This is a genomic window from Burkholderia sp. AcTa6-5, assembly GCF_017815075.1.
GTDB classification, from domain to species: Bacteria; Pseudomonadota; Gammaproteobacteria; order Burkholderiales; family Burkholderiaceae; genus Burkholderia; species Burkholderia sola.
The window spans coordinates 19,816-43,767 of the sequence record NZ_JAGIQE010000022.1; the positions used below are offsets into that span (position 1 = coordinate 19,816).

A 23,952-nucleotide genomic window follows, 5' to 3' on the forward strand; every position below is an offset into this window, starting at 1 on the left:
TGCCTGAAATGAATGTAGGGAAAACGGACTGTCGATTATGCCGTGCGCACCGCGCTTCTGTCGCGCGTCAGCGGCCCGCGCGGCGCAGCGCGGCCTCGCCGAGCACCGCGAAATCCTGGTCGCCGCCGCCGTGCGCGAGCGCATCGAGCAGGCTGTCGCGCACGACGCTCGCCACCGGCAGCGGCACCGACGTCGCGTCGCCGGCCTCCAGCGCGAGCCGGACGTCCTTCAGCCCGAGCCGCGCCTTGAAGCGCGCGGGCTCGTAGCGCCGCTCGGCGATCATCGCGCCGTAGCCTTCGTAGACGGGCCCCGGAAACACGCTGCTGGTGATCACGTCGAGGAAATCGCGCATCGCGACGCCGTGCGCGCCGAGCAGCGCAGACGCCTCGCCGAGCGTCTCGATCGCCGACGCGAGCGTGAAGTTCGCGGCGATCTTCGCGACGTTCGCGTGCTGCGGCAGCGAGCCGAAGCGCCAGGTCTTCTGGCCGATCGCGTCGAACAGCGGCTGCACGCGGTCGATCGCCTCGGCCGGGCCGCCGGCCATGATCGTCAGGCGCGCGGCGGCCGCGACGTCGGGCCGCCCCATCACCGGCGCGGCGACATAGTCGATGCCGCGCGACGCATGCGCGTGCGCGAGCGATTCGGCGAGCGCGACCGACACGGTCGCCATGTTCACGTGGATCAGCCCGCGCGGCGCCTGGGCCAGCAGCGCATCGTCGAACACCGCGCGCGCGGCCGCATCGTCGCCGAGCATCGAGAACACGGCGTCGCCGCGAAACGCGTCGGCCGGCGTGTCGACGATCTGCGCGCCGAATGCCGCGAGCGGCTCGGCCCGCTCGCGCGACCGGTTCCAGACCCGCACCGTGTGGCCCGCCTTCAGCAGGTTCGTCGCGATCGCCTGCCCCATTTCGCCCAGCCCGATAAACCCGAGATCCATGTCTCGCTCCTTCGCTCCGTGAAGCCGCGAGTTAAACACAGATGCCGGCGCGCTGCAGCGCCTGCCGCCGGCCGGGCGCGGTGCGCATTCGGCGCCTGAAAAAACAAAACCCCGCATGCCGGAGCATGCGGGGTTGGCCGACCGATGACCGGCCACGCCGGCCGTGGCGGCGGAACCGCTTAGTTCTGCGTGCCTGCGTCGTTCGTGCCGGCGGCCGATGCGGCTGCAGCCTTCGCCTGGCCCTTCTTCGAGCCGTGGTGCTTCAGTTGGTGCTTCGGCTTGCTGTGATCCTTCTTGGCCGGTGCCGATGCGGCAGCCGACATGTCGGCTGCCGGCGCGGACGCCTGTGCGAATGCCGAAACCGATGCGAGTGCGAATGCTGCGGCGATGATCGAAGCGAGCGTCTTCTTCATTGTTCTTCCTTTAGCGGAGAAAAAATCAAACGTACCGGTAAGTAAAGATGCGAGGCATTCGCACCGGAGCCCCAGGCCGCGAGGCTGGCTTTCGCCGTTCCGTCGCGACAAAACCTGACGCACTGGTTCCATAACGCACCGCATTCGCGGCAAGTTGACACGTTGCTTGCATCCTCGGGTTTCCCCGGGGGCGGGCGCGTCGGCCGGCGCCAGCGGGCCGGACGGGCCGCCGCCGCACGGCGCCGCAAACCGGCTCGCGCGGCGCCGGAGCGACGCTTATACTGGCGTCCATCCGTCCCTTTCCCCGGAAACCGGATCGCGGCCGGTCGCACGACCGCCGCCGTCTCGAGGCGCTCAAATTGCCCGATCACAATCTGGACAAACTGAAAATCGACCGGCGTCCGATCGCCCCGGTGCCGCGCCGGCGCCGCTGGGGGCGCTATGCGGTCGCCGCCGCGCTCGTCGTCGTCGCGATCGTCGCCGGCCTCGCGCTCACCGGCCGGCCGACCGTCGACACCACGTCCGTCACGTCCGCCTACCCGTACCAGAACGATACGCAGCTCAATGCGACCGGCTACGTCGTGCCGCAGCGCAAGGCCGCGGTCGCGTCGAAGGGCCAGGGGCGCGTCGAGTGGCTCGGCGTGCTCGAAGGCACGCGCGTGAAGCAGGACCAGATCATCGCGCGTCTCGAAAGCAACGACGTGCAAGCGTCGCTCGCCCAGGCGCGTGCGCAGGTGCAGGTGTCCCGTGCGAACCTCGGCGTCGCGCAGGCGGAACTCAAGGATGCGGAGATCGCGCTGCGCCGCACCGCCGCGCTCGCGCCGAAGGGCGCCGTGCCGGCCGCGCAGCTCGACACCGACACGGCGCGCGTGAACAAGGCGCGCGCGACGCTCAACAGCGACCAGGCCGCGATCGTGTCGGCCGAAGCGAACGCGCAGGCCGCGCAGGTGGCGGTCGACCAGACGGTGATCCGCGCGCCGTTCGACGGCATCGTGCTCGCGAAGCATGCGAACGTCGGCGACAACATCACGCCGTTCTCGTCCGCGTCGGACAGCAAGGGCGCGGTCGTGACGATCGCCGACATGGAGACGCTCGAGGTCGAGGCCGACGTCGCCGAATCGAACATCGCGAAGATCCGCGCCGAGCAGCCGTGCGAGATCCAGCTCGACGCGCTGCCCGACATGCGCTTCGCGGGCCGCGTGTCGCGCATCGTGCCGACCGTGGACCGCTCGAAGGCCACCGTGCTCGTGAAGGTGCGCTTCGTCGACCGCGACGAGCGCGTGCTGCCCGACATGAGCGCGAAGATCGCGTTCCTGTCGAAGCCGGCGACGGCGCAGGACCGGCAGCCGGTGACGGCCGTGCAGGCGAGCGCGGTCGTGGAGCGCGACGGCCGGCCGGTCGTGTTCGTCGTGAAGGACGACGCCGTGCATGCGGTGGCCGTGACGAAGGGCGCGCGGATCGGCGAGCTGGTCGCCGTGCGCGGCGTGAAACCCGGCGACACGGTCGTGCTCGCGCCGGGCGCGAAACTGAAGGACGGCGCGAAAGTGACCGTCGCGAAGAAGTAGCGCGTGAACGACGCCCGGCCACCCCTCGTCGAGCTCAGCCACGTCGCGAAGTCGTACCGGCGCGGCAACCAGATCGTGCCCGTGCTGACCGACATCACGCTCGACATCGGCGAAGGCGACTTCGTCGCGCTGATGGGGCCGTCGGGCTCCGGCAAGAGCACGCTGCTGAATCTCGTGGCCGGCATCGACCGGCCCGACAGCGGGGAACTGCGCGTCGGCGGCCTCGACATCTCGCAACTCGCCGAGGCGCAACTGGCCGAATGGCGCGCGGCGAACGTCGGCTTCATCTTCCAGTTCTACAACCTGATGCCCGTGCTCACCGCGTTCGAGAACGTCGAGCTGCCGCTGATGCTCACGCACCTGTCGCGCCGCGAGCGGCGCGAACGCGTCGAGCTGGTGCTCGACATGGTGAATCTCGGCGATCGCACGAGCCATTACCCGTCGGAGCTGTCGGGCGGCCAGCAGCAGCGCGTCGCGATCGCGCGCGCGCTGATCACCGATCCGGTGCTGATCGTCGCCGACGAGCCGACCGGCGACCTCGACCGCGCATCGGCCACCGACGTGCTCGCGATGCTGCAGCGGATGAATGCCGAACTCGGCAAGACGATCATCATGGTGACGCACGACGCGCACGCGGCCGGCGCCGCGCGCTCGCTCGTCCATCTGGAAAAGGGGGAGCTGATCGATGGGCACGCGGCCTGATCGACGCGAGCGCGCGCGATGTACGTGCTGAAGCTGATCGCGCGCAACGCGCTGCGGCACCGGCTGCGCACGCTGCTGACCGTGCTCGGGCTCACGATCGCCGTGCTCGCGTTCGGGCTGCTGCACACCGTCGTCGATGCGTGGTACGCGGGCGCGGCGGCCGCGTCCAGCGGCCGGCTCGTCACGCGCAACGCGATCTCGCTGGTATTTCCGCTGCCGGTGAGCTACGAGAACCGGATCCGCGGCGTCGACGGCGTGACGGCCGTGGTCCGCTCGAACTGGTTCGGCGGCATCTACCGCGACCCGAAGAACTTCTTCGCGAGCTTCGCGGTGTCGGAGAACTATCTCGACCTGTATCCGGAATTCATCCTGCCGGCGCAGCAGCGCGCCGACTACGATCGCGACCGCCGCGGCTGCCTCGTCGGCCGCCAGCTCGCGACGCAGTTCGGCTTCAAGGTCGGCGACGTGATTCCGCTGAAAGGCACGATCTATCCGGGCACGTGGGACTTCGTCGTGCGCGGGATTCTCGATGGCCGCGACGACTCGACGATCACGCGTCAACTGGTGTTCCACTGGGATTACCTGAACGAGACGGTGCGCAAGCGCACGCCGAAGCAGGCCGACCAGGTCGGCGTGTTCGTGCTCGGCGTCGCGAACCCCGACGACGGCGCGTCGATCGCGCGCAACGTCGACGCGGTGTTCAAGAACTCGCTCGCCGAAACGCTGACCGAGACCGAGCAGGCATTCCAGCTCGGCTTCGTCGCGATGTCGAACCAGATCATCGCGGCGATCCGCCTCGTGTCGTACGTGGTGATCCTGATCATCATGGCCGTGATGGCCAACGCGATGGCGATGAGCGCGCGCGAGCGCACGGCCGAATACGCGACGCTGAAGGCGCTCGGCTTCGGCCCCGGGTTCCTCGCGCTGATCGTGTTCGGCGAATCGGTCGTGATCGCGGTGGTCGGCGGCGGGCTCGGGATGCTCGCGACGCCGCCCGCCGCGAACCTGTTCAAGCAGGCGGCGGGCGGCATTTTCCCGGTATTCAAGGTGTCGACCGAGACGGTCGTGCTGCAGGCCGCGTGCTCGGTCGCGGTCGGCTTCGCTGCGGCAATCGTGCCGGCGTGGCAGGCGGCGCGCGTGCGCGTGGTCGAAGGCCTGCGGGCGATCGGATAGAGACGCGCATGGCGATCCCGCTCACCTACATCGCACGCAACCTGTGGACCCGGCGGCTCACCACCGCGTTGACCGCCGGTGGCATGGCGCTCGTGATCTTCGTGTTCGCGACGGTGCAGATGCTCGATGCGGGGCTCACGAAGACACTCGTATCGACCGGCGAACCCGACAACGCGGTGGTGATCCGCAAGGGCGCCGAGACCGAGATCCAGAGTTCGATCGACCATCAGCAGGCCAATGCGCTCGAGATGCATCCGGCCGTCGCGCTCGGTCCCGACGGCCGGCCGCTCGTGTCGAAGGAGGCCGTGGTGCTGATCTCGCTCGTGAAGACGTCGACCGGCAAGCCGTCGAACGTCGTGATCCGCGGCGTGTCGCCGGCGGGCCTCGCGCTGCGGCCGCACGTGACGCTCGTGGCCGGCCGCCCGTTCGCGCCGGGCTCGTCGGAGATCGTCGTCGGCAGCGCGATCGCGAAAGGCTTCAGCGGCACGCAGCTCGGCGATCGCCTGCACTTCGCGCAGCGCGACTGGACCATCGTCGGCATCTTGGACGCGGGCGGCAGCGGCTTCGATTCGGAGATCTGGGGCGACGTCGACCAGCTGATGCAGTCGTTCCGGCGCACCAGCTATTCGTCGATGGTGCTGCGCATCCCGAGCGCCGACGGCTTCGCGCGCTTCAAGGCCGACATCGACGTCGATCCGCGCCTGACCGACGAGGCGAAGCGCGAGCAGACCTTCTACGGCGACCAGTCGAAGGCGCTGTCGACGTTCATCAACATCCTCGGCATCACGCTGTCGACGATCTTCTCGATCGCCGCAATGATCGGCGCGATGATCACGATGTATGCGTCGGTCGCGAACCGCGTGGCCGAGATCGGCACGCTGCGCGCGCTCGGCTTCAAGCGCACCAACGTGCTCGCCGCGTTCCTGCTGGAGGCGTTGCTGCTCGGCTTCGTCGGCGGCGTCGCGGGGCTCGCGTGCGCGTCGCTGATGCAGTTCGCGTCGTTCTCGACGACCAATTTCCAGACCTTCTCGGACCTGTCGTTCCGCTTCGTGCTGACGCCCGCGATCGTCGTGAAGACGCTCGTGTTCTCGCTCGTGATGGGGCTCGTCGGCGGGTTCCTGCCGGCGATGCGCGCCGCACGACTGAAGATCGTCGACGCGCTGCGCGCGCAGTGACGCGCGCCGCCGACGCGCACGTTCAACGTTCGCGCGGCACCCACGCGCCGTGGAACCCGGCCGGCACGCGGCGCGGCAGGTGCACGGTCGCGACCGGCCCCGCGTCGATCGCGCGCGCATCGAGGATCACGACGTCGCTCGTGTCCGTCGCCGCGCGGTAGACCATCACCAGCAGCCAGCCGTCGTCCTCGTCCGCGCCGCCCGGGCGCGGCACGAACACCGGCTCGCCGTTCTGGTCGCCGGCCGGCACCGCGTAGTGCGTGGTCGTGCCGCGCGCGTGGTCGAAGCGCATCACGCCGCGCATTTCCGCGTTATTCGGCTGCTCGACCGCATATAGATAGCGGTAGCCGCGCCCGGTCCGGCTTTCGTTGATGCGCGGCAGCTCGATGCCGCCGTCGGCGAGCGGCCCTTCGTCGATCAGCCCGTTCGCGGTGTCGATCACGTACCGCCACAGCTCGCCGACCGGGTTGTCGGCGAAGCGGCCCGTGCGCGCGTCGAGCCGCAGGAACGACGGATAGCGCACCGCGTCGAGCACGATGCACGACGCGTCGCAGTCGTACGCGTTCACGACGTGCTGGATGAAGCACGGCTCGACGCCGAACCAGCGCACGTCGCCGCCGTGGCGCGGCAGCACGCCGATGCGCGCGGGCCGGTCGTCGTGCCAGCGCAGCGGCATCCGGTGGCCCTGCTTCAGCAGCGAGAAGTCGTAGCCGACGTTCAGGTCGAGCAGCAGGCTGCGGGTTTCGGTGATCGCGAGGTCGTGCATCATCGACGGCGCGCCCAGCTCGATCTCGAAATCGACGCGCGGCACGCCGAGCGCATCCGCGACGCCGTAGCGCAGCCACGGTGCGCGCCAGTCCGCGCGAAACAGGATCAGCTCGCCGGTTACCGGATCGACCTTCGGATGCGCGGTCATCGCGCCGTCGAAGCCCGCGTGCCGCGTCGGCACGCCGAACGAATCGAGCGCGGCGGTAATCGCGAGCGGCACGCCGCCCTCGGCCAGCGCGAGCAATTCGCCCGCATGCTGCAGCACGCTCACGTTCGGATTGGTGTCGGGCAGATGCGGCGCCTGCCCCGGTGCATGGACGGCGGCCCAGCGCCGCGTGCGCGCCCAGCGGTTCCGGTAGCCGGCCGCGCGGCCGTCGTCGAACGCGATCGCATGCAGCATCGCGGCCTCCGGCCACCACGACAGCATGTCGTTGCCGTCGAAGCGGCCGCCCGGCGGGTTCGGGCCGTTGCGCAGCAACGTGCCGTCGAGTTCGCGCGGAATGGCGCCCGTCACACGCAGGTCGACGACGTCGACTTCGTCGGCGACCGGCGCGATCGCGCCGCGGTTCAGGTCGAATACGGTCATCGCGTCGGCGCTCCGTCAGCAGTCGTCGGCGGCCGGCGGCAGATCGCCGCGCGCCAGTGCGAGCGCATGGTCGCGCACGTCGTCGGGCCAGCCGGCGATCAGTTCGGCCAGCCGCGCCGGATCGTTCGCATACAGCGCCCGCGCGGCTTCCTCGAAACCGGGCAGGTCGCCCGCCATCGCCGACATGAAGTGGTATGCGCGCGCCTGCGCGTCGCGCTGCCGGTCGGCCGCCGCATGCGTGCGTCGCGCGTCCTCGACGAGCTTGCGCAGCGCGACCGACGCACCGCCCGGCTGCGCGCCGAGCCATTCCCAGTGGCGCGGCAGCAGCGTGACCTCGCGCGACACCACGCCAAGCTTCGGCCGGCCGCGGCCGCGCTGTTCGCCCGCGACCGCGCCGCCCGGCTCGCCGGCGCTGCCGGCTGCGTCGCCCGACGGCGCCGCATAGCGCGCCCGGATGTCGTCCGCCGTGCCGCGCAGGTCGAGGTCGATCGAGCGGCCGGTCGCGTCGTCGAAGATCAGGATCGTGCCGGGCGCCGCGTCGCCGGCCGCCTGCCGGACCGCGAGCGCGACCGTCGCAAGCGGGCCCGACGCGAGCCGCCGATGGCCGTCGAAGGCCGTGTACGAAGGAAGAAGCGTGGAAGAGGTCATCGTGGTCGCCCGGGGGCTGGAATCGGAATGACGCTATTTTTATCCGGGTATTAATTGGATGTCAATATTATCCGGGTAAAAACATCGTCGACGGGTTCCATCCTGCCGGGAGAACCGGCGTGACCGATCAGGCCGCCCGCCCCGGCGTCGCGGCGCCGCGATGTCGAGCGTGCGCTGGGAGTACGTCGTCGAGCGACACGCGCCCGTCGAACGCCGACGACGGCAGCGGCATGGACGGGCGCGTACGCGAGACCGCTCGCGTCAGCTGATCGATTCAAATACTGAATCGATCAAGTCAGCAATTGGCATGAAAGCGCAAATATCGACATGACAGAATGGCCCGGACGCTCTGCCTGCCTCGGCGTCCGGTGCCCGGCCTCCGCCGGCGGCATCACTACATTACGCGCGCACCCGACGCGCGTGCCGCTCGACGGCGCCTTCCGCCCTTCGGAGGAGACAAGTCATGAATCCGCTTCACGCATTGCCGGCGTCCGCGTCGGCAACGGCCCGGCGCACCCGCGTGCGCTGGCTGGTGCTGGCCGTGCTGTTCGCGGTCACGACGATCAACTACGCGGATCGCGCGGCAATCGCGATCGCGGGCCCCGCGCTGGCCCGCTCGCTGCACCTGAGCCACGTGCAGATGGGCTTCATCTTCTCGGCGTTCGGCTGGTCGTACGTGATCGCGCAATTGCCGGGCGGCTGGCTGCTCGACCGCTTCGGGTCGCGCATCGTCTACGCATTCAGCATCTTCTTCTGGTCGCTGTTCACGCTGCTGCAGGGCGGCATCGGCTTCTTCGGCGGCGCGGCCGCGTTCGCGCTGCTGTTCGGGCTGCGCTTCCTGGTCGGCGCAGCCGAGGCGCCGTCGTTCCCGGCCAACAGCCGGATCGTGTCCGCGTGGTTCCCGGCCGCCGAACGCGGCACCGCATCGGCGATCTTCAACGCCGCGCAGTACGCGGCGACCGTCGTGTTCGCGCCGCTGATGGGCTGGCTCGTGCACGCGTTCGGCTGGCAGTCGGTGTTCGCGGTGATGGGCGTGCTCGGCTTCGCGTTCGTGCTGGTGTGGAACCGCACGATGTACGACCCGAAGGCGCACCCGACCATCAACCGCGCGGAACTCGACTACCTCGCCGAAGGCGGCGCGCTCGTCAACATCGACCAGGCGACGGGCGCACGCGAAGGCGGCCCGTCGATGCGTCACGTGAAGGCGCTGCTGAGGAACCGGATGCTGGTCGGCGTGTACGTCGCGCAGTACTGCATCAACGCGCTCACCTACTTCTTCATCACGTGGTTTCCCGTCTATCTGGTGCAGGCGCGCGGGATGTCGATCCTCAACGCGGGGCTCGTCGCGTCGATCCCGGCCGTGTGCGGGTTCCTCGGCGGGATTCTCGGCGGCGTCGTGTCCGATGCGCTGCTCAAGCAGGGCCGGTCGCTGTCGGTCGCGCGCAAGGTGCCGATCGTGTTCGGCATGCTGCTGTCGATGTCGATGATCGTCTGCAACTACACCGATTCGCATGTGCTCGTCGTGCTGTTCATGGCGCTGTCGTTCTTCGGCAAGGGGCTCGGCGCGCTCGGCTGGGCCGTCAACGCCGACACCGCGCCGCGCCAGATCGCCGGCCTGAGCGGCGCGCTGCTCAACACGTGCGGCAACCTTTCCAGCATCACGACGCCGATCGCGATCGGCTATATCGTCGACCGCAGCGGCTCGTTCAACGGCGCGCTCGTCTATGTCGTCGCGCATGCGCTCGTCGCCGTGATCTGCTACCTGTTCGTCGTCGGCGAGATCCGCCGCGTCGAGCTTCAATGAACGGCGCGGGCCGCGCCGGCGCGTCCGGCGGCCCGCACGCCAACGGAACCAGGAGCGAACCGATGTCCGAACCCAGCCGTGCCGGCACCCCGCGCGTCACGCGCATGCAGGTGATTCCCGTCGCCGGGCGCGACAGCATGCTGCTCAACCTGTGCGGCGCGCACGCACCGTACTTCACGCGCAACCTCGTGATCCTCGACGACAGCAGCGGACACACGGGCGTCGGCGAAGTACCGGGCGGCGAAGGCATCCGCCACGCGCTCGAGCGCATGACGGATCGCGTGGTCGGCCAGTCGATCGGGCGCTACCAGGCGACGCTCAATGCGGTGCGCGCGGCGCTGTCCGGTGGGGGTGCGGGTGCGGGTGCCGGCCGCACGATCCGCCATGAAGTGACGTCGGCCGGCGAGGCGGCGGTGCTGCAGCAGCCGCACGAGATCAACCTGCGGCTCGACAACGTGATCACCGCGATCGAAGCCGCGCTGCTCGACCTGCTCGGCCAGCACCTCGACGTGCCGGTCGCGGCGCTGCTCGGCGAAGGCCAGCAGCGCGATGCGGTGCCGATGCTCGCGTATTTGTTCTACATCGGCGACCGGCGCCGCACCGATCTGCCGTATCGCGACGAGGCGCACGCTTCGGACGCCTGGTTCCGGCTACGCAACGAGGCAGCGCTGACGCCGGCCGCGATCGCGCGGCAGGCCGAAGCCGCGGTCGAACGCTACGGTTTCGCCGATTTCAAGCTGAAGGGCGGCGTGATGGCCGGCGCCGACGAGATGGAAGCGATCGCGGCAATCAAGGCGCGCTTTCCCGACGCGCGCACGACGCTCGATCCGAACGGCGCGTGGTCGCTCGACGAGGCCGTCGCGCTGTGCCGCGGGCAGGGCCATCTGCTTGCCTATGCCGAAGATCCGTGCGGGCCGGAAGGCGGCTATTCGGGCCGCGAGGTGATGGCCGAATTCCGCCGCGCGACGGGGATCCCGACCGCGACCAACATGATCGCGACCGACTGGCGGCAGATGGATCACGCGGTGCGGCTGCAGGCGGTCGACATCCCGCTCGCCGATCCGCATTTCTGGACGATGCAGGGCTCGGTGCGGCTCGCGCAGCTGTGCCGCGACTGGGGGCTCACGTGGGGCTCGCACTCGAACAACCATTTCGACGTGTCGCTCGCGATGTTCACGCATGCGGCGGCGGCCGCGCCCGGCACGATCACCGCGATCGACACGCACTGGATCTGGCAGGAAGGCGACGCGCGGCTCACGCGCGAACCGCTCGCGATCGTCGGCGGCCAGGTGGCCATGCCAGAGCGGCCGGGGCTGGGGATCGAGCTGGACATGGCGCAGGTCGAGGCCGCGCATGCGTTGTACAACGCGGTGGGTGGTACGGCGCGCGACGATGCGGTGGCGATGCGGTATCTGGTGCCGGGGTGGACGTACGATCCGAAGCGGCCGAGTTTGGGGCGGGTTTAGGGGTAGTTTAGGGCGGGGTGACGGGGTGGCAGGCGGTGGCGGTTGCCAAACATGGAAAACGGTCGCATCCTGCCGACTGCCTTGATCGGCCCGTGCGGCGGACGGTCGGGGCCCCCCCGTCCATCCGCAACAGAACGCGCTCCATGACGTCATCCGATCCGACACCGCGACAGATCATCGTCTTCGTGCTGTATTCGGTGCTGTGCCTGCCCGCGAGCATGACCGTCGCCGGATATCTCGCGACCCGGATCACGCAGAACGTATCGAACTTCGAAGGCGGGGCGGGCTATGCGGCGCTGTGGTGGATCGTCATTCTGACCTGCGTGTTCTGCGGGCTGTCGATCATTCTCTGCGTGCTGCTGCGGAAGAGGACCGCGGTGCTCGCGGTCATTACGGTGGGGTTCGCGGTGCTGTCAGTGCCGACGTTCAGGTTGATCCACGAGTTGGCGACTTAGCGCGTCGGCCAAGGTCCCGCGGAAAACAAAAAGGCCTGATCTCGCGATCAGGCCTTTCAAATTCCGTTGGTGGAGCGGAGGAGGATCGAACTCCCGACCTTCGCATTGCGAACGCGACGCTCTCCCAGCTGAGCTACCGCCCCAACAGTCGACCATCATACACACGCATTTCCGCGCTTGGCAATAGGGGTTACGTCACCCGCAGCGCATTACTTTGACGGCGCGCCGGCCAGCACCCATTCGACCACCGACCGGACGTCGGCGTCGCTCATGCGCGGATGCGCGGGCATCGGAATCGCGCCCCAGACGCCCGAGCCGCCGTCCTTCACCTTCTTCGACAGCTTCGCGACGGCCTGCGGATCGGACTTGTAGCGTGCGGCGATATCCTTGAACGACGGGCCGACGAGCTTGCGGTCGACCGCGTGGCAGCCCATGCACGCGTTGCCGCGCGCGACTTTCAAGCCGTCGCCGACGTCGGCGTGCGCGGCGCCCAGCGTGCAGGCCACGAGCGCCGCGGCCGCGGCGCCCTGCACCATCCATCGTTTCATCTGCGTCATCTGCCTGCCCGTCATTGCGCCTTCGCCTTCGGATTGCCCGGATGCACGCTCGACGAATTCGAGATCGGCGCGGGCGGCTGCAGCGGCGCGGACTGCACCGACGCGTCGGGCACCGCGCCCACCGTCGCGCTGTCCGCCGGGGCGGCAGCCGCCTGCGCGCCGGATGCGCCGCTCGCGGGCGACGCGTCCTGCAGCGCCTGCGCGTCCTGCGGCTTCACGTACTGGAATACCTTCACGACCTTCTCGACGCCCGGCACCTGGCTCGCGGCTTCGGCGCCGCGATTGCCTTCATCGACCGTGACGAGCCCCATCAGATAAAGATTGCCGCGCTCGCTGACGACCTTGTAGTAGTTCGCCGAGATGCCCTTCGTCGCGATCAGCTCCGATTTCACGCGCCCTTCGAGGTACGAGTCGTTCGCGCGCGACGACAGCGACGACGCCGGCCCGACCGACAGCTCGTTGACGATGCCGTTCACGTTGTTGATGCCGCGCACGATTTCCTCGGCGCGCTGCTTCGACGCATCGTTCGGCACTTCGCCCGTCAGCAGCACGCGGCGGTTGAACACCGTCACGTTCACGTGCGACTGGTCGGGCAGCCCGTTGTTGATCTGCGTGAGCGACTTGACCTGGATCTCGCGATCCTCCGTCTGCGCGCCGAGCGTGCGGCGATCGGTCGCGATCAGCGCGCCGCCGCCGGCCGCTGCGCCCACGACCCCGAGCACACAACCCTGCAGCGACACGGCGAGGCCCGCCGTCAGCGCGGCGAGCAGCGTGGTTCTGACGAGCGTCTGTTTGACGCGGCTTTGATTCATCGACGGCTCTCCTTCGTTCAATCCTCACCCAGCAGCATCGCGTCGATGCCGTCGCACAGGCAGTGGATGGTCAGCAGATGGACTTCGTGGATGCGCGCCGCGCGAACGGCGGGCACGCTGATCGGAATATCGGTATCGGACAGCGCGGCCGCGACCGTCTGGTCGTTGCCGCCCGTCAACGCGACGACGGTCATCTCGCGCTCGTGCGCCTCGTCGATCGCCGCGAGCACGCGCGGCGAAGCGCCGAGCGCGTCGAGCACCAGCAGGATGTCGCCCGTCTGGCCCAGCACGCGCACCTGCTGCGCGAACAACTGCTCGGCCGCCGCCGCGCCCGCGAGGCCGGCCTGCGATGCGTCGGTGGCCAGCGCGATCGCGGGCAGGCCCGGACGCTCGCGCTCGAAACCGCCGACGAGCGACGCGGCGAGGTACTGCGCGGCGGCGGCCGACGGGCCGTCACCGCACGCGACGATCTTGTTGCCGTTCGCCAGTGCGGCGAACATCGCATCGACCGCGGCTGCGATCGGCAGCGACAGCGCGTCGGCCGCTTCGGCGTGAAGCGCGGCGCTGTCGCGGAATTGTTGCTGAATACGTTCGACTGACATCGATTCCTGGTGAACTGGGCGCGCGGCACAACTCGCGCGACATCGTGGGTGCGGCGAGTTTACCGTACTCCGGCGCCCTCTCCGGCGGTCCGGCAAGAACTCTTTACATCTCGTCACAGCTCGCGGCTATGCATCGTCGGTACGAAATGCGTCGCGCAGCCACGCAAGCCGTCCGGCCTCGAACGCGACGACGTCGAAACGGCACGCGGCGCCGGCGCCGTGCCGCGACCAGAACTGCAACGCCGCCGCGACCAGACGCCGCCGCTTGCGCCAGCCGACGCTCGCGGCCGCGCCGCCGTGCCGGGTGCTGCGCCGCGCGCGCACTTCGACGAATACGAGCATGCCGTCTGGCTCGCGCATCACGAGATCGAGCTCGCCGCCGCGCATCGTCACGTTCGCGGCGACGAACCCGAGGCCACGACGCTCGAGAAACTGCCGCGCGCGCTGCTCGAACGCCGCGCCGACCGGTTTGGATCGCGCCGCGCCGGAAAAGTTGTCGCCCGAACGCGGCCGATCGCTGGCGCCCTCCGGCCGCGCCGGCGCCGCGTGGCACAATGCCGTCCTTGTTCCGCTCGTGCCGCGATTGCGTGCATTGCCTGCCATGACTGCCCTCCTCGAACTCGCGCATACGCAGCACTACCCGGACGCCGCGCTCTACGTGGTCGCCACGCCGATCGGCAATACGGCCGACATCACGCTGCGCGCGCTGCACGTGCTCGGCCTCGCCGACCGCATCGCGGCCGAAGACACCCGCAATACGGGCCAGCTGCTCGCCCGCTACGGGATCTCGAAACCGCTCGTCGCCGTGCACGAGCACAACGAACGCGAAGCCGCGCAGCGCGTGATCGAACTGCTGCGTGGCGGCGAACGCGTGGCCTACGTGTCGGACGCCGGCACGCCGGGCATCTCGGACCCCGGCGCGCGGCTCGTCGACGCCGTGCGCGCGGCCGGCTTCCCGGTGGTTCCGCTGCCGGGCCCAAGCGCGGCCGTGACCGCGCTGAGCGTGGCCGGCGACTGGGCCGGCGCGTTCACGTTCGCGGGCTTCCTGCCGCCGAAGGCGAAACAGCGCGCGACCGCGCTGCAGGCGCTGGCGTCGCACCCGTACGCGCTGGTGTTCTACGAAGCGCCGCACCGGATCGCCGAAACCGTCGACGCGCTCGCCGACGCGTTCGGCCCCGCGCGCCGGCTGCTGATCGCGCGCGAGCTCACCAAGCTACACGAGCAACTGTTTCAGGGCACCCTGGCCGAAGGACAGAGCTGGCTCGCCGGCGATGCGAACCGGCAGCGCGGCGAGTTCGTGCTGGTCGTCGAAGGCGCGCCGGCGGCAAGCGGCGAAGCCGACGACACCGCGCACGACGCGCTGCTCAGGCTGCTGCTGGAAGAGGTGCCGGTGAAGAGCGCGGCCAAGCTCGCGGCCGCGCTGACGGGCGCATCGCGCAACACGCTGTATGCGCGTGCGCTCGTGCTGAAGGAAGGCGACGAAGGCTGACGCGCGACGCCGCCGCGCGGAAACACAAAGGGCTGCCGGAAGGCAGCCCTTTGCGCAGGAGCGGACGATCCGCCGGGTTGTTGCGTCGGGTTGTTGCGCCGCGTTACTTCGCCGAGATCGATGCGAACATTTCGTTGCGTGCATCGCGCGCTTCCTGCGGCGACAGCCCTTCGATCTTCACGCGGCCCGTGCCGGCGTGCACGAGGCCGATCACCTTGGCCGCCGCATACGACAGGTCGAGCACACGGCCGCGCTTGAACGGCCCGCGATCGTTGACCTTCACGACGACCCACTTGCCGGTCGATGCGTTCGTCACCTTGATGTACGACGACAGCGGCAGCGTGCGGTGCGCGGCGGTGAACGCGTTCATGTTGAAGCGTTCGCCGTTCGCGGTGCGGCGGCCGTGGAAATCCCGCCCGTACCACGATGCGCGGCCGCTCTGGCGGAAATCGGACACATCCTTGCCGTCGATCGGCTCGGCATCCGCCAGCGACGACTTCTTCGCGTCCTTGCTGTCGGCAGCCGGCATCGATGCCAGCGCAGAATCGAAATTGAGCGGCTGCTTGTCGTCGTCCGCCTTCGCGGCGGCGGCGGTCTTGTCGACCGCCTTCTTCTGGCTCACGCTGCCGGTGGTCTGGCTGGATGGCACCGCACAGCCCGTCAGCGCAAAAAACAATGCAATGGTTCCGAATCGGGTCGGAAAACGTAAATTCATCGACGTGTCGCCTTCTGGTTCGGGCCGCATCGATACAACGCTGCTTCACAACGCAGACATATGCGGCCCGGACGGCAAATGCGTGCACGCCCCGCTCGAATGCGAGCAGGCGGCTAGCATGGGCGCGGCGTTCGTCTTGGCCGCAACCGTCCTGATTAGCTTTCACGTCTGGCGCAACCTGTCCCCAACAGCCTGACCAGACCCCACATGCCGCCATCGAACATGGCTCCACGTTCGCGCGCGTCGCTACGACCAACGCACAGGAACGGCGGCACAGGCCTCATCCGGCGGCGCGGCAGCAGGGCCGCAGGCGGGCGCGCAGCACCCGGCCGGACAAGACGTGAGCACCGACTGCTCGGTGCTGGATACACCGCCGGACTCCCCGGCGGCTGATGCTTGACGGTGGATCGGACGCCTCGTTTAACGGGGCCGATACACCAGCGAATGGCGTGAAATTCACGCGCAATGGGGCGCATTATACATAAATCAAAACCTTGTCTCGAAAAGGGACCCCGGCGGACCATTGATTCTCGCTATGGCTGTAACAATCGGCATGCCCCGGGAATGCCCTGATCCGCGTGCTGCGGCATGCATCGTACGCACGGCAGGCCACGCGCGCGACCGGTACAATCGCTCCTTTTAGCCGCCGGTGCCCTCATGAAAGTCACGCTCATTCCGGTCACGCCGTTCCAGCAGAACTGCTCGCTGCTCGTCTGCGAGAAGACGGGCCGCGCCGCCGTCGTCGATCCGGGCGGCGATCTCGACCGGATCGAACAGGAAGTCGCGCGGCAGAACGTGCAGGTCGAGAAAGTGCTGCTCACGCACGGGCACATCGATCACTGCGCGGGCGCGAAGACGCTCGCGACGCGCTACGGCGTGCCGATCGAGGGGCCGCAGGAAGAAGAACGCTTCTGGATCGAGAAGCTGCCGACGCAGAGCGAGCGCTTCGGCTTTCCGGCCGCCGACGTGTTCGAGCCCGACCACTGGCTGAACGACGGCGACACCGTGCGGTTCGGCGACGAGACGCTCGAGGTCTATCACTGCCCGGGCCACACGCCCGGCCACGTCGTGTTCTTCAGCCGCGCGCATCGCGTCGCGATCGTCGGCGACGTGCTGTTCGCGGGCTCGATCGGCCGCACCGATTTCCCGCGCGGCAATCACGAGGATCTCGTGCGTTCGATCAAGGAAAAGCTGTGGCCGCTCGGCGACGACGTCACGTTCGTGCCCGGCCACGGCCCGGTGTCGACGTTCGGCGACGAGCGCCGCACGAACCCGTTCGTATCCGACAAGGTATTCGGATGAACCAGACCGCCATCCCGGAAATTTACGTCAGCACCGACGTCGAAGCCGACGGCCCGATTCCCGGCCCGCATTCGATGCTGAGCTTCGCGTCGGCCGCCTATACCGAGGACAAGCAACTGATCGCGACGTTCTCGGCGAACCTCGAGACGCTGCCCGGCGCCAGCGCTCACCCGGTGCAGGAAGCGTGGTGGAAGACCGAGCCCGAAGCCTGGGCCGCGTGCCGGCGCGATCTGCAGACGCCCGACGCGGCGCTGGTCGCGTACGTCGAATGGGTCGAGGCGCTGCCCGGCAAGCCGGTGTTCGTCGCGATGCCGGCCGGCTTCGATTTCACGTTCATGTTCTGGTACATGATGCGGTTCGCGGGGCGCTGCCCGTTCTCGTGGTCGGCGCTCGACATCAAGACGCTCGCGTTCGCGATGACGGGCCTGCCGTACCGCAAGGCGATCAAGCCGCGCTTTCCGAAGCACTGGTTCGACGACCATCCGCACACGCACGTCGCGCTCGACGACGCGATCGAGCAAGGCGCGCTGTTCTGCAACATGCTCGCCGACCTGCGCCGGCAGCAGGCCGCGCTCGCGGGCCTGGCCGTGTCGGATACCGATCGGTCGGAAAGCGCGGGGGCGGGACAAAATCCCACGGATCCGCGAGCAAATTAGCGAATCTCGCTCAACGGCGCGTCGCCAGATTGCCTTTCGTTCCCCGGCGCTCTAACATTCAGCGTGTTGTAGCTGCCGCATGGAGGCGCAGGTGACGCTCGATTCCTTTTCGCAAAAAATCCTTCGCCTGTTGCAGCTCGACGCGCGCCGTTCCGTTCAGGAAATCTCCGACCAGGTCGGGCTGTCGAGCACGCCGTGCTGGCGCCGCATCAAGGACATGGAACAGTCGGGCGTGATCCAGCGCTACACGGCGCTGCTCGATCGCGAGAAGCTCGGCCTGCACGTCTGCGCGCTCGCGCACGTGCACCTGACGCGCCACAACGAAGGCGGCGTCGAGCAGTTCGAGCGCGAGATCGCGACCTGCCCGGAAGTCACCGAGTGCTACAGCACGACCGGCGAAGCCGATTACATCCTCAAGATCGTCGCGCCGGACATCAAGGCCTACGACGTGTTCCTGCACGAACGCATCTTCAAGATCCCGGCCGTGTCGCAGGTGCGCACGAGCGTCGTGCTGCGCGAAATCAAGTTCGACACGCAACTGCCGCTGTAACGCGCGGGCCTGCCCTGCGGCGGGCCGCGTTCGCCGTTGCCGGTGCCAGTGCCGGCCGCCGGTTGCCGGTCACGTCTGCCCGGTCAACGTGCGCGTGAAGCCGATCCGGCGTGCGCCGAACTCGCGCTTCAGCGTGTCGATGTCGAGCCGGGCGGCCAGCGCCGCATCGGTGTCGCGCGGATCGCCGTCGAGCGTCACGTCGACCTCGAGCCCCGTACTCAGGTAATGCAGGTTGATCGCCGCCGCATGCAGCCCGCGCTGCGCGAGCGCGGCCTCGAGCCGCGCCGCCAGTTCGCCGCGCGGCGGCAGCGCGAGCGCCGGACGGCGCGCCGCATCGTTCTCCGGGTCGACATGGATCAGCGCATCGAGCACGCGCGGGTCGGACAGCACGCGCGCCCGCGCGGTCTCGGCGATGTAATGCCCTTCCGAGACGGAGATCTTCGGATCGACGAGGATGTGCGCGTCCACGAGCGCGGCATCGCCCATCTTGCGCGTGCGCAGGTCGTGCACGTCGCGCACGCCGGGCGTCGCGACGAGCAGCGCGCGGATCTCGGCCGTGTCGGCCGTATCGAGCGCGCGGTCGGAGAGGTCCTGCAACGCGTCATAGCCGAACGTCCAGCCCATGCGCGCGACCATGAAGCCGACGATCGCCGCCGCGATCGGGTCGAGCAGCCGCACACCGGCCAGGCTGCCGACGATGCCGATCGCGACGACGAGCGACGACGCCGCATCCGAACGCGCATGCCATGCGTTGGCGACGAGCATCGCCGAGCGCACGCGCCGCGCTTCGCGCAGCATGTAGCGAAACAGCGCTTCCTTCGACACGAGTACCGTCAGCGCCACGATCAGCGCGGAAAAATGCACGGCCGGAATGTTTTCGAGATTAACGAGGCGGTCGCCGGCGCGCCAGAGCATGCCGATACCGACCGCGATCAGGATCGCGCCGAGAAACAGCGACGCGACCGTCTCGTAGCGGCTATGGCCGTAATTGTGGTCGGCATCCGGCGATGCGCCGCTATGCCGATTCGCAACCAGCACGACAAAATCCGAGATCAAATCGGAAATCGAATGCACACCGTCCGCAATCAATGCTTGCGAATGCGCAATCACGCCGACCGCGATCTGAAATGTCGCAAGTACGACATTGAGGACAATACTGACGAGCGTGCTCTTGCGCGCAACGGCGTGCTTATCTGCGCTCTGCGCGTCGCCGGAAAACGTGGACATGAAATATGAGATATCGGTGTGCGGTACGCAATTCTATCAAAGGCGCCCCGCAAGCCCGGCCAATATCCACAAATTTCTCATTTAAATCAATCGCTTATGCGAACGTGTCGCATTTTCATTCACCGGACATGCTTACAGTTTCATGACGACCCAGCTGGGCCGCCGGTGTCCGGAAAACAAAAAAGCCGCGCTCCTCGACGGACACGCGGCTCTTTCGAAGAGCGGGCAACCTAAACGAACGTTTAAATCGCAAACTGTTCGCGGTTCTTGCCGGCGATCCAGCGCGGCGGCTTGCCACGACCCGACCACGTCGCGCCCGTTTCCGGATCGCGATACTTGGCCGCCACGCCTGCGCGCGGACGACCGACCTTGCCGGCCTTCGCGCGGCTGAGGCCGAGTTCGGCGAGCGAAAAGCCGTAGTCGGCAATTTTCTGCTTCACGTCATTCAGCACTTCAGCGTATTCACGCGACTTCGCTTCTTCGATTTGCTTCTCCAGCTTCTCCCGCTGGGCCAGCAGGTCCTTGTAAGAAGACATAGTTTCCCTTTCTATCTATCTGACCAATGGCGCCGGTCTGAGCCAGCTCACCATTCATGAAATATATGTGCCTCGGATTTTTGAAGGCAGAGATTAGCACAAAAAAGATTTGATAGAAGCGAGATTCATGAAAATCCCGAGATCAATTGAAATTCGCACATGTCATTTTGACCGGCCGCGGCCTTTTCTCAAATTTTTACGCTCCTCCATAGAGATTAGGACATTAGCGATTGGCTATTAGGTCTTTCAACATACGCAATTACCCTGCATTGAAGAAAATCAAAGCTTTCATCGGACGAGAGTTTCGCGAAAACCAGATGACGCCGTTTGCTAAACGAACAAATCACTGACCCGTGACGTCACGTCACATCCTTTGCGCGGGCGATCAGCTGTTCGCGCAGCGCACCGATGTCGGCCGACGGCGCGTCGAACGGCGTGCGCACGCGGCGGCCATCGCATCGCCAGTCCGCGCCATGGCGATCGACGCCGAGCAGGTCAAGCCCGTCGCGGCGGGCGTCGCCCGCGTCGTATGCCGCCCACAGTGCCCGTTCGTCGTCGAACGCGAGCGGCGGCAGCGCATCGAGCTGCACGCCGTCGATCCAGCCCATCCGCCCGAACCCGACGATATGGCGCAACCGCTCGATCTCGAGCGCCCAGAACCCGAAATCGCCGAGCGCGAGATAGCGCGCGGCGCTCGGTTCGTAGCGCAGGTAACGCGCGGCGACGTGTGGATCGTCGCCGAGCGGCACGAACCGGCCCAGCAGCGTCGCACGCTCGGCACTCAACACATCGCCGGGGCTGGCGTCGACGACGAGGAAACCCGCGCGCGGATCGGCGGCGAGATTGCGCGTGTGCTCGGCCAGACCGCTCACCAGGATCACCGGCCGATGGCTTGCATCGGGTGCAAACGGCACGACCGTCGGATACGGGAAGCCCTCCGGTTCGCGCGCATGGGTGGCGAGCGTGCCGAACGTGCAGCGGTGCAGCAGATGCAGCGCGAAGGCGGGATCGATGTTCAAGGTGACTCCTGCGGTCGAAAGGCGGCGCGTCGGCCAGGGTTTCGATGTTACCCGCGGGCGCCGCACGCCGCGCATCGGCCGAACGGCCATCGCCCGGCAGGATCGTAAGCGGTTCGATAGAATCGGACAAATCCGATCGGCGCCGCGTGCGCCCGCGCATTTTCCTGACGAGCCTTCCCGTGTCCGAATCCCCTTCCTCCGAATCGCCGTCCCCGTTCGCCGCGCCGCCCGACGCGCATCGCGTGCTGCCGCTGCCGGCGCGCCAGCGCGCGCGCACGGCGTCGATGGCGCTGTTCTTCGTCGCCGGCATGATGTACGCGTCGTGGGGCGTGCACGTGCCGACCGTGCGCGACAAGTTCGCGCTGAGCCCCGGGCTGCTGTCGATCGCGCTGTTCGCGGTCGCCGGCGGGTCGATCGCCGCGATGCTGACCATCGCGCGCTGGATCGCGCGCGTCGGCTCGCGCACCGCGTGCGTCGCCGGCGGGCTCGTGATGTCCGCGTGCGCGGCGCTGATCCTCGTCGTGCCCGACTACTGGATGCTGCTCGTGGTGCTCGCGCTGTTCGGCTTCTCGATGGCGACACTCGACGTCGCGATGAACGCCGAGGCCAGCGCGGTCGAAATCGCGCTCGGCAAGCCGATCATGTCGTCGCTGCACGGGATGTTCAGCATCGGCGGGATGGCCGGCGCGGCGGCCGGCGGCGCGCTGCTGTCGGCCGGCATGGCGCCGGTCGCGCATCTCGCGCTCGCGGCGGCGGCGAGCGCCGCGGTGCTCGTGGCCGCGAGCCCGGCCGTGCTGCCGCACGTACCGCACCACGAACAGGCGCACGGTGGCGGCAACCGCTGGCGCTCGCCCGCGTTGTGGATGCTCGGCGGCATCGCGCTGGTTGCGCTGATCGCCGAAGGCGCGATGTACGACTGGGCGACCGTCTACATGCGCGACGTCGTCGCGGCGAGCCCCGCGCTCGCGAGCGCCGCGTACGCGGCGTTCTCCGGCGGGATGGCCATCGCGCGCTTCGCGGGCGACGCGGTGCGCGCCCGCTTCGGCGCGCCGCAGCTCGTGTTCGCGAGCGCGTCGCTCGCCTGTGCGGGGATGATCGGCGCGCTGCTGCTGCCGAATCCGGTCGCGGTGCTGACCGGTTTCACGCTGATGGGCCTCGGGCTGGCCAACATGATGCCGGTGCTGTTCGCGGCCGCCGCGCGCGTGAAGGGCATCCACGCGGCCGAAGGGCTCGCGCACGTGGCCGGGCTCGCGTATTTCGGACTGCTGTTCGGTCCGGTCGTAATCGGCGCGGTCGCGCAGGCCGCGAACCTGACGATCGGCCTGTCGGTCGTCGCACTGTGCGCGGCGCTCGTCGCGCTCGTCGCACCCAGGGTGCTCGCGCACCTGAAGATCTGACGGCGCGGCGGCGTAAGCCGGCCCAAAAAGAAAGCGCGCATGCGTTGCCGCATGCGCGCTTTCCCCCCTTCTGTCGGCCGCTGAAGCGTTACATCTTCACTTCGTCGAGCAGCGACTTCTTGCCGCTCTTGTAGTTGTACAGCGAAATCACGCCGTGCTGCAGGTCGCCCTTCGCGTCGAAGGTCGTCGTGCCGATCACGCCCGTGTACTTCGTCGCCGGCATCGCCGCGAGGATCTTCGCCGTGTCGGTCGAGTTCGCGCGCTTCATCGCGTCGGCGATGATGTACACGGCGTCATACGTGAACGGTGCGTAGATCTGGATCGGCTGGCCGAAGCGCTTCTCGTACTTCGCCTTGAACGCCGCGCCGCCCGGCATCTTCTCGAGCGAGGCACCGGCTTCCGAGCACACGATGTTGTCGGTCGCGTCGCCGGCCAGGTCGGCCAGCTTTTCCGTGCACACGCCGTCGCCCGCGAAGATCTTCGCGCGCAAGCCGAGCTGCTTCGCCTGTTTCGCGAACGGGCCGCCGGTGGCGTCCATGCCGCCGTACATGATCGCGTCCGGGTTTTCGCCCTTGATCTTCGTCAGAATCGCGCGGAAGTCGACCGCCTTGTCGTTCGTCGCGTCATGCGACATCACCTTCAGGCCGAGCGCCTTCGCCTTCTTCTCGAACTCGTTCGCGAGACCCTGGCCGTACGCGGTCGAATCGTCGACCACCGCCACGCTCTTGATGCCCTTCGAGTGCGCGTAGTTCGCCAGTGCCGGGCCCTGCTGCGCATCGGTCGCCACCACGCGGTACGTGGTCTTGAAGCCTTGCTGCGTGTAGGCCGGGTTGGTCGCCGACGGCGAGATCTGCACGATGCCCGCATCGCTGTAGATCTTCGAGGCCGGGATCGACGTGCCCGAGTTCAGGTGGCCGACCACCGCGACGACCTTGTCGTCGACGAGCTTCTGCGCAACCTGCGTCGCCTGCCGCGGGTCGGCGGCGTCATCCTGCGGGTCGAGTTGCAGCGTGATCTTCTGGCCGCCGATCGTGAGACCCTTCGCGTTGATCTCCTCGACTGCGAGACGCGCGCCGTTTTCGTTGTCCTTGCCCAGGTGTGCAATGCCGCCCGTCAACGGCGCGACGTGGCCGATCTTGACGACTTGATCGGCGGACGCGTTGCTTGCAGCTGCAGCGCACAGCATTGCCGCTGCGGTGATCGGCAACAGCTTTTGCATCTTGATATTCATGTAAGTCTCCAGTTCGGTCCCAAAAAACGCCATCGCCCGGTGCCCCGCTGCCATCCCCGTGTTTGCAATCACTGGACGATTCGCCGGTTGCATCCTTCATGCACTTGGCCTCAAGCACGTGAAAACCGCCGCTTTTAGCAGCCGCCCGCTCGTACTTGCGCGCAAGT

Annotated in this window: 26 protein-coding genes and 1 tRNA gene; 13 read left to right on the forward strand and 14 right to left on the reverse strand. The window is 68.0% G+C overall.

The genetic code is table 11. The annotated features are described in order from the left end of the window. Positions 1-67 precede the first annotated feature (67 nt). Both J8I33_RS25495 and J8I33_RS25500 read right to left on the reverse strand, forming a co-directional pair. Positions 68-1,054, reverse strand: a complete 987-nt coding sequence (locus J8I33_RS25495; protein WP_280920983.1) for an NAD(P)-dependent oxidoreductase — start codon at positions 1,052-1,054, stop codon at positions 68-70. Between the two features lie 62 nt (positions 1,055-1,116). Then, on the reverse strand, positions 1,117-1,350 hold the full coding sequence (locus J8I33_RS25500; RefSeq protein ID WP_209939377.1) for a hypothetical protein: 234 nt from the start codon (positions 1,348-1,350) through the stop codon (positions 1,117-1,119). 359 nt (positions 1,351-1,709) lie between these two features. Between J8I33_RS25500 and J8I33_RS25505 the strand changes: the two genes are divergently transcribed. The 4 genes from J8I33_RS25505 to J8I33_RS25520 are packed head-to-tail and all read left to right on the forward strand — an operon-like array spanning position 1,710 to position 5,965. Next, positions 1,710-2,915: an efflux RND transporter periplasmic adaptor subunit gene (locus J8I33_RS25505; RefSeq protein ID WP_204383556.1), complete on the forward strand. Its 1,206-nt coding sequence runs from the start codon at positions 1,710-1,712 to the stop codon at positions 2,913-2,915. 3 nt (positions 2,916-2,918) lie between these two features. Next, positions 2,919-3,617 carry an ABC transporter ATP-binding protein gene (locus tag J8I33_RS25510; RefSeq protein ID WP_050011849.1) on the forward strand — a complete coding sequence of 233 codons (699 nt, stop codon included), beginning with the start codon at positions 2,919-2,921 and terminating at the stop codon, positions 3,615-3,617. A gap of 18 nt (positions 3,618-3,635) precedes the next feature. After that, entirely contained in the window at positions 3,636-4,790 is a 1,155-nt protein-coding gene (locus J8I33_RS25515; RefSeq protein ID WP_050011848.1) for an ABC transporter permease, read from the forward strand. Between the two features lie 8 nt (positions 4,791-4,798). Next, positions 4,799-5,965, forward strand: coding sequence for an ABC transporter permease (locus J8I33_RS25520; protein ID WP_050011847.1), 1,167 nt, complete (start codon positions 4,799-4,801; stop codon positions 5,963-5,965). A gap of 22 nt (positions 5,966-5,987) precedes the next feature. Here J8I33_RS25520 and J8I33_RS25525 read toward each other — a convergent pair whose 3' ends face one another. Together J8I33_RS25525 and J8I33_RS25530 are read right to left on the reverse strand one after the other, a co-directional pair. Further along, a complete protein-coding gene (locus J8I33_RS25525) occupies positions 5,988-7,319 on the reverse strand; it encodes a carotenoid oxygenase family protein (protein ID WP_209926127.1) in 1,332 nt (443 codons plus the stop codon). A 15-nt stretch (positions 7,320-7,334) separates the two neighbouring features. Beyond that, positions 7,335-7,967: a DUF2239 family protein gene (locus tag J8I33_RS25530; RefSeq protein ID WP_209939378.1), complete on the reverse strand. Its 633-nt coding sequence runs from the start codon at positions 7,965-7,967 to the stop codon at positions 7,335-7,337. A 463-nt stretch (positions 7,968-8,430) separates the two neighbouring features. Between J8I33_RS25530 and J8I33_RS25535 the strand changes: the two genes are divergently transcribed. From J8I33_RS25535 to J8I33_RS25545, 3 genes are all read left to right on the forward strand, one after another. Then, positions 8,431-9,771 (forward strand): MFS transporter, encoded by a 1,341-nt coding sequence (locus tag J8I33_RS25535; RefSeq protein WP_124556840.1) that lies wholly within the window; start codon positions 8,431-8,433, stop codon positions 9,769-9,771. 62 nt (positions 9,772-9,833) lie between these two features. Then, complete coding sequence (locus J8I33_RS25540; RefSeq protein WP_209939379.1) at positions 9,834-11,237, forward strand: enolase C-terminal domain-like protein; 1,404 nt, start codon at positions 9,834-9,836, stop codon at positions 11,235-11,237. Between the two features lie 143 nt (positions 11,238-11,380). Next, on the forward strand, positions 11,381-11,692 hold the full coding sequence (locus J8I33_RS25545) for a hypothetical protein (protein WP_209939380.1): 312 nt from the start codon (positions 11,381-11,383) through the stop codon (positions 11,690-11,692). Positions 11,693-11,759: 67 nt separating this feature from the next. On the opposite strand, the gene J8I33_RS25550 is transcribed toward J8I33_RS25545, so the two are convergent. From J8I33_RS25550 to J8I33_RS25570, 5 genes are all read right to left on the reverse strand, one after another. After that, positions 11,760-11,835: transfer RNA gene (locus tag J8I33_RS25550), tRNA-Ala, on the reverse strand. A gap of 66 nt (positions 11,836-11,901) precedes the next feature. Further along, a complete protein-coding gene (locus J8I33_RS25555; RefSeq protein ID WP_209939381.1) occupies positions 11,902-12,264 on the reverse strand; it encodes a c-type cytochrome in 363 nt (120 codons plus the stop codon). After that, on the reverse strand, positions 12,261-13,061 hold the full coding sequence (locus J8I33_RS25560; protein ID WP_050011839.1) for a BON domain-containing protein: 801 nt from the start codon (positions 13,059-13,061) through the stop codon (positions 12,261-12,263). Before J8I33_RS25560 ends, J8I33_RS25555 begins: the two co-directional genes overlap by 4 nt. A gap of 17 nt (positions 13,062-13,078) precedes the next feature. After that, positions 13,079-13,663, reverse strand: coding sequence for an SIS domain-containing protein (locus tag J8I33_RS25565; RefSeq protein WP_209926131.1), 585 nt, complete (start codon positions 13,661-13,663; stop codon positions 13,079-13,081). A 126-nt stretch (positions 13,664-13,789) separates the two neighbouring features. Continuing rightward, positions 13,790-14,218, reverse strand: coding sequence for a YraN family protein (locus J8I33_RS25570; RefSeq protein ID WP_176016556.1), 429 nt, complete (start codon positions 14,216-14,218; stop codon positions 13,790-13,792). A gap of 46 nt (positions 14,219-14,264) precedes the next feature. Between J8I33_RS25570 and rsmI the strand changes: the two genes are divergently transcribed. After that, positions 14,265-15,152 (forward strand): 16S rRNA (cytidine(1402)-2'-O)-methyltransferase, encoded by an 888-nt coding sequence (rsmI, locus tag J8I33_RS25575; RefSeq protein WP_124556836.1) that lies wholly within the window; start codon positions 14,265-14,267, stop codon positions 15,150-15,152. A gap of 103 nt (positions 15,153-15,255) precedes the next feature. Here rsmI and J8I33_RS25580 read toward each other — a convergent pair whose 3' ends face one another. After that, positions 15,256-15,867 carry a septal ring lytic transglycosylase RlpA family protein gene (locus tag J8I33_RS25580; RefSeq protein ID WP_209939382.1) on the reverse strand — a complete coding sequence of 204 codons (612 nt, stop codon included), beginning with the start codon at positions 15,865-15,867 and terminating at the stop codon, positions 15,256-15,258. Between J8I33_RS25580 and J8I33_RS25585 the strand changes: the two genes are divergently transcribed. The 4 genes from J8I33_RS25585 to J8I33_RS25600 all read left to right on the forward strand — a co-directional run bounded on the left by J8I33_RS25585 (position 15,749) and on the right by J8I33_RS25600 (position 18,375). Then, positions 15,749-16,063, forward strand: coding sequence for a hypothetical protein (locus tag J8I33_RS25585; RefSeq protein WP_209939408.1), 315 nt, complete (start codon positions 15,749-15,751; stop codon positions 16,061-16,063). The genes J8I33_RS25580 and J8I33_RS25585 overlap by 119 nt on opposite strands. A 461-nt stretch (positions 16,064-16,524) precedes the next feature. Continuing rightward, positions 16,525-17,169 carry an MBL fold metallo-hydrolase gene (locus J8I33_RS25590; protein WP_050011834.1) on the forward strand — a complete coding sequence of 215 codons (645 nt, stop codon included), beginning with the start codon at positions 16,525-16,527 and terminating at the stop codon, positions 17,167-17,169. Next, entirely contained in the window at positions 17,166-17,825 is a 660-nt protein-coding gene (locus J8I33_RS25595; protein ID WP_050011833.1) for an exonuclease, read from the forward strand. Before J8I33_RS25590 ends, J8I33_RS25595 begins: the two co-directional genes overlap by 4 nt. A gap of 79 nt (positions 17,826-17,904) precedes the next feature. Next, entirely contained in the window at positions 17,905-18,375 is a 471-nt protein-coding gene (locus J8I33_RS25600; protein WP_006477376.1) for an Lrp/AsnC family transcriptional regulator, read from the forward strand. Positions 18,376-18,444: 69 nt separating this feature from the next. Here J8I33_RS25600 and J8I33_RS25605 read toward each other — a convergent pair whose 3' ends face one another. The 3 genes from J8I33_RS25605 to J8I33_RS25615 all read right to left on the reverse strand — a co-directional run bounded on the left by J8I33_RS25605 (position 18,445) and on the right by J8I33_RS25615 (position 21,157). After that, complete coding sequence (locus tag J8I33_RS25605; protein WP_050011832.1) at positions 18,445-19,602, reverse strand: cation diffusion facilitator family transporter; 1,158 nt, start codon at positions 19,600-19,602, stop codon at positions 18,445-18,447. A gap of 242 nt (positions 19,603-19,844) precedes the next feature. Further along, complete coding sequence (locus tag J8I33_RS25610) at positions 19,845-20,138, reverse strand: H-NS histone family protein (RefSeq protein WP_006491875.1); 294 nt, start codon at positions 20,136-20,138, stop codon at positions 19,845-19,847. Positions 20,139-20,497: 359 nt separating this feature from the next. Further along, positions 20,498-21,157 (reverse strand): pyridoxamine 5'-phosphate oxidase family protein, encoded by a 660-nt coding sequence (locus J8I33_RS25615; protein ID WP_050011831.1) that lies wholly within the window; start codon positions 21,155-21,157, stop codon positions 20,498-20,500. A gap of 179 nt (positions 21,158-21,336) precedes the next feature. Here J8I33_RS25615 and J8I33_RS25620 point away from each other — a divergent pair, with 179 nt between their 5' ends. Then, positions 21,337-22,554, forward strand: a complete 1,218-nt coding sequence (locus J8I33_RS25620) for an MFS transporter (RefSeq protein WP_209939383.1) — start codon at positions 21,337-21,339, stop codon at positions 22,552-22,554. 88 nt (positions 22,555-22,642) lie between these two features. Here the strand turns inward: J8I33_RS25620 and J8I33_RS25625 are convergent, their stop codons facing one another. Continuing rightward, on the reverse strand, positions 22,643-23,785 hold the full coding sequence (locus J8I33_RS25625; protein WP_050011830.1) for a branched-chain amino acid ABC transporter substrate-binding protein: 1,143 nt from the start codon (positions 23,783-23,785) through the stop codon (positions 22,643-22,645). Between the last annotated feature and the right edge of the window lie 167 nt (positions 23,786-23,952).

Coding starts and splice junctions, on each gene's coding strand:
- J8I33_RS25610 (WP_006491875.1), bottom strand. CDS start 20,138: ATGTCTTCTTACAAGGACCTGCTGGCCCAGCGGGAGAAGCTGGAGAAG.
- J8I33_RS25535 (WP_124556840.1), top strand. CDS start 8,431: ATGAATCCGCTTCACGCATTGCCGGCGTCCGCGTCGGCAACGGCCCGG.
- J8I33_RS25560 (WP_050011839.1), bottom strand. CDS start 13,061: ATGAATCAAAGCCGCGTCAAACAGACGCTCGTCAGAACCACGCTGCTC.
- J8I33_RS25595 (WP_050011833.1), top strand. CDS start 17,166: ATGAACCAGACCGCCATCCCGGAAATTTACGTCAGCACCGACGTCGAA.
- J8I33_RS25525 (WP_209926127.1), bottom strand. CDS start 7,319: ATGACCGTATTCGACCTGAACCGCGGCGCGATCGCGCCGGTCGCCGAC.
- J8I33_RS25600 (WP_006477376.1), top strand. CDS start 17,905: ATGGAGGCGCAGGTGACGCTCGATTCCTTTTCGCAAAAAATCCTTCGC.
- J8I33_RS25520 (WP_050011847.1), top strand. CDS start 4,799: ATGGCGATCCCGCTCACCTACATCGCACGCAACCTGTGGACCCGGCGG.
- J8I33_RS25565 (WP_209926131.1), bottom strand. CDS start 13,663: ATGTCAGTCGAACGTATTCAGCAACAATTCCGCGACAGCGCCGCGCTT.
- J8I33_RS25495 (WP_280920983.1), bottom strand. CDS start 1,054: ATGCGGGGTTTTGTTTTTTCAGGCGCCGAATGCGCACCGCGCCCGGCC.
- J8I33_RS25540 (WP_209939379.1), top strand. CDS start 9,834: ATGTCCGAACCCAGCCGTGCCGGCACCCCGCGCGTCACGCGCATGCAG.
- J8I33_RS25625 (WP_050011830.1), bottom strand. CDS start 23,785: ATGAATATCAAGATGCAAAAGCTGTTGCCGATCACCGCAGCGGCAATG.
- J8I33_RS25515 (WP_050011848.1), top strand. CDS start 3,636: ATGTACGTGCTGAAGCTGATCGCGCGCAACGCGCTGCGGCACCGGCTG.
- J8I33_RS25555 (WP_209939381.1), bottom strand. CDS start 12,264: ATGACGGGCAGGCAGATGACGCAGATGAAACGATGGATGGTGCAGGGC.
- J8I33_RS25590 (WP_050011834.1), top strand. CDS start 16,525: ATGAAAGTCACGCTCATTCCGGTCACGCCGTTCCAGCAGAACTGCTCG.
- J8I33_RS25545 (WP_209939380.1), top strand. CDS start 11,381: ATGACGTCATCCGATCCGACACCGCGACAGATCATCGTCTTCGTGCTG.
- J8I33_RS25500 (WP_209939377.1), bottom strand. CDS start 1,350: ATGAAGAAGACGCTCGCTTCGATCATCGCCGCAGCATTCGCACTCGCA.
- rsmI (WP_124556836.1), top strand. CDS start 14,265: ATGACTGCCCTCCTCGAACTCGCGCATACGCAGCACTACCCGGACGCC.
- J8I33_RS25580 (WP_209939382.1), bottom strand. CDS start 15,867: ATGAATTTACGTTTTCCGACCCGATTCGGAACCATTGCATTGTTTTTT.
- J8I33_RS25605 (WP_050011832.1), bottom strand. CDS start 19,602: ATGTCCACGTTTTCCGGCGACGCGCAGAGCGCAGATAAGCACGCCGTT.
- J8I33_RS25530 (WP_209939378.1), bottom strand. CDS start 7,967: ATGACCTCTTCCACGCTTCTTCCTTCGTACACGGCCTTCGACGGCCAT.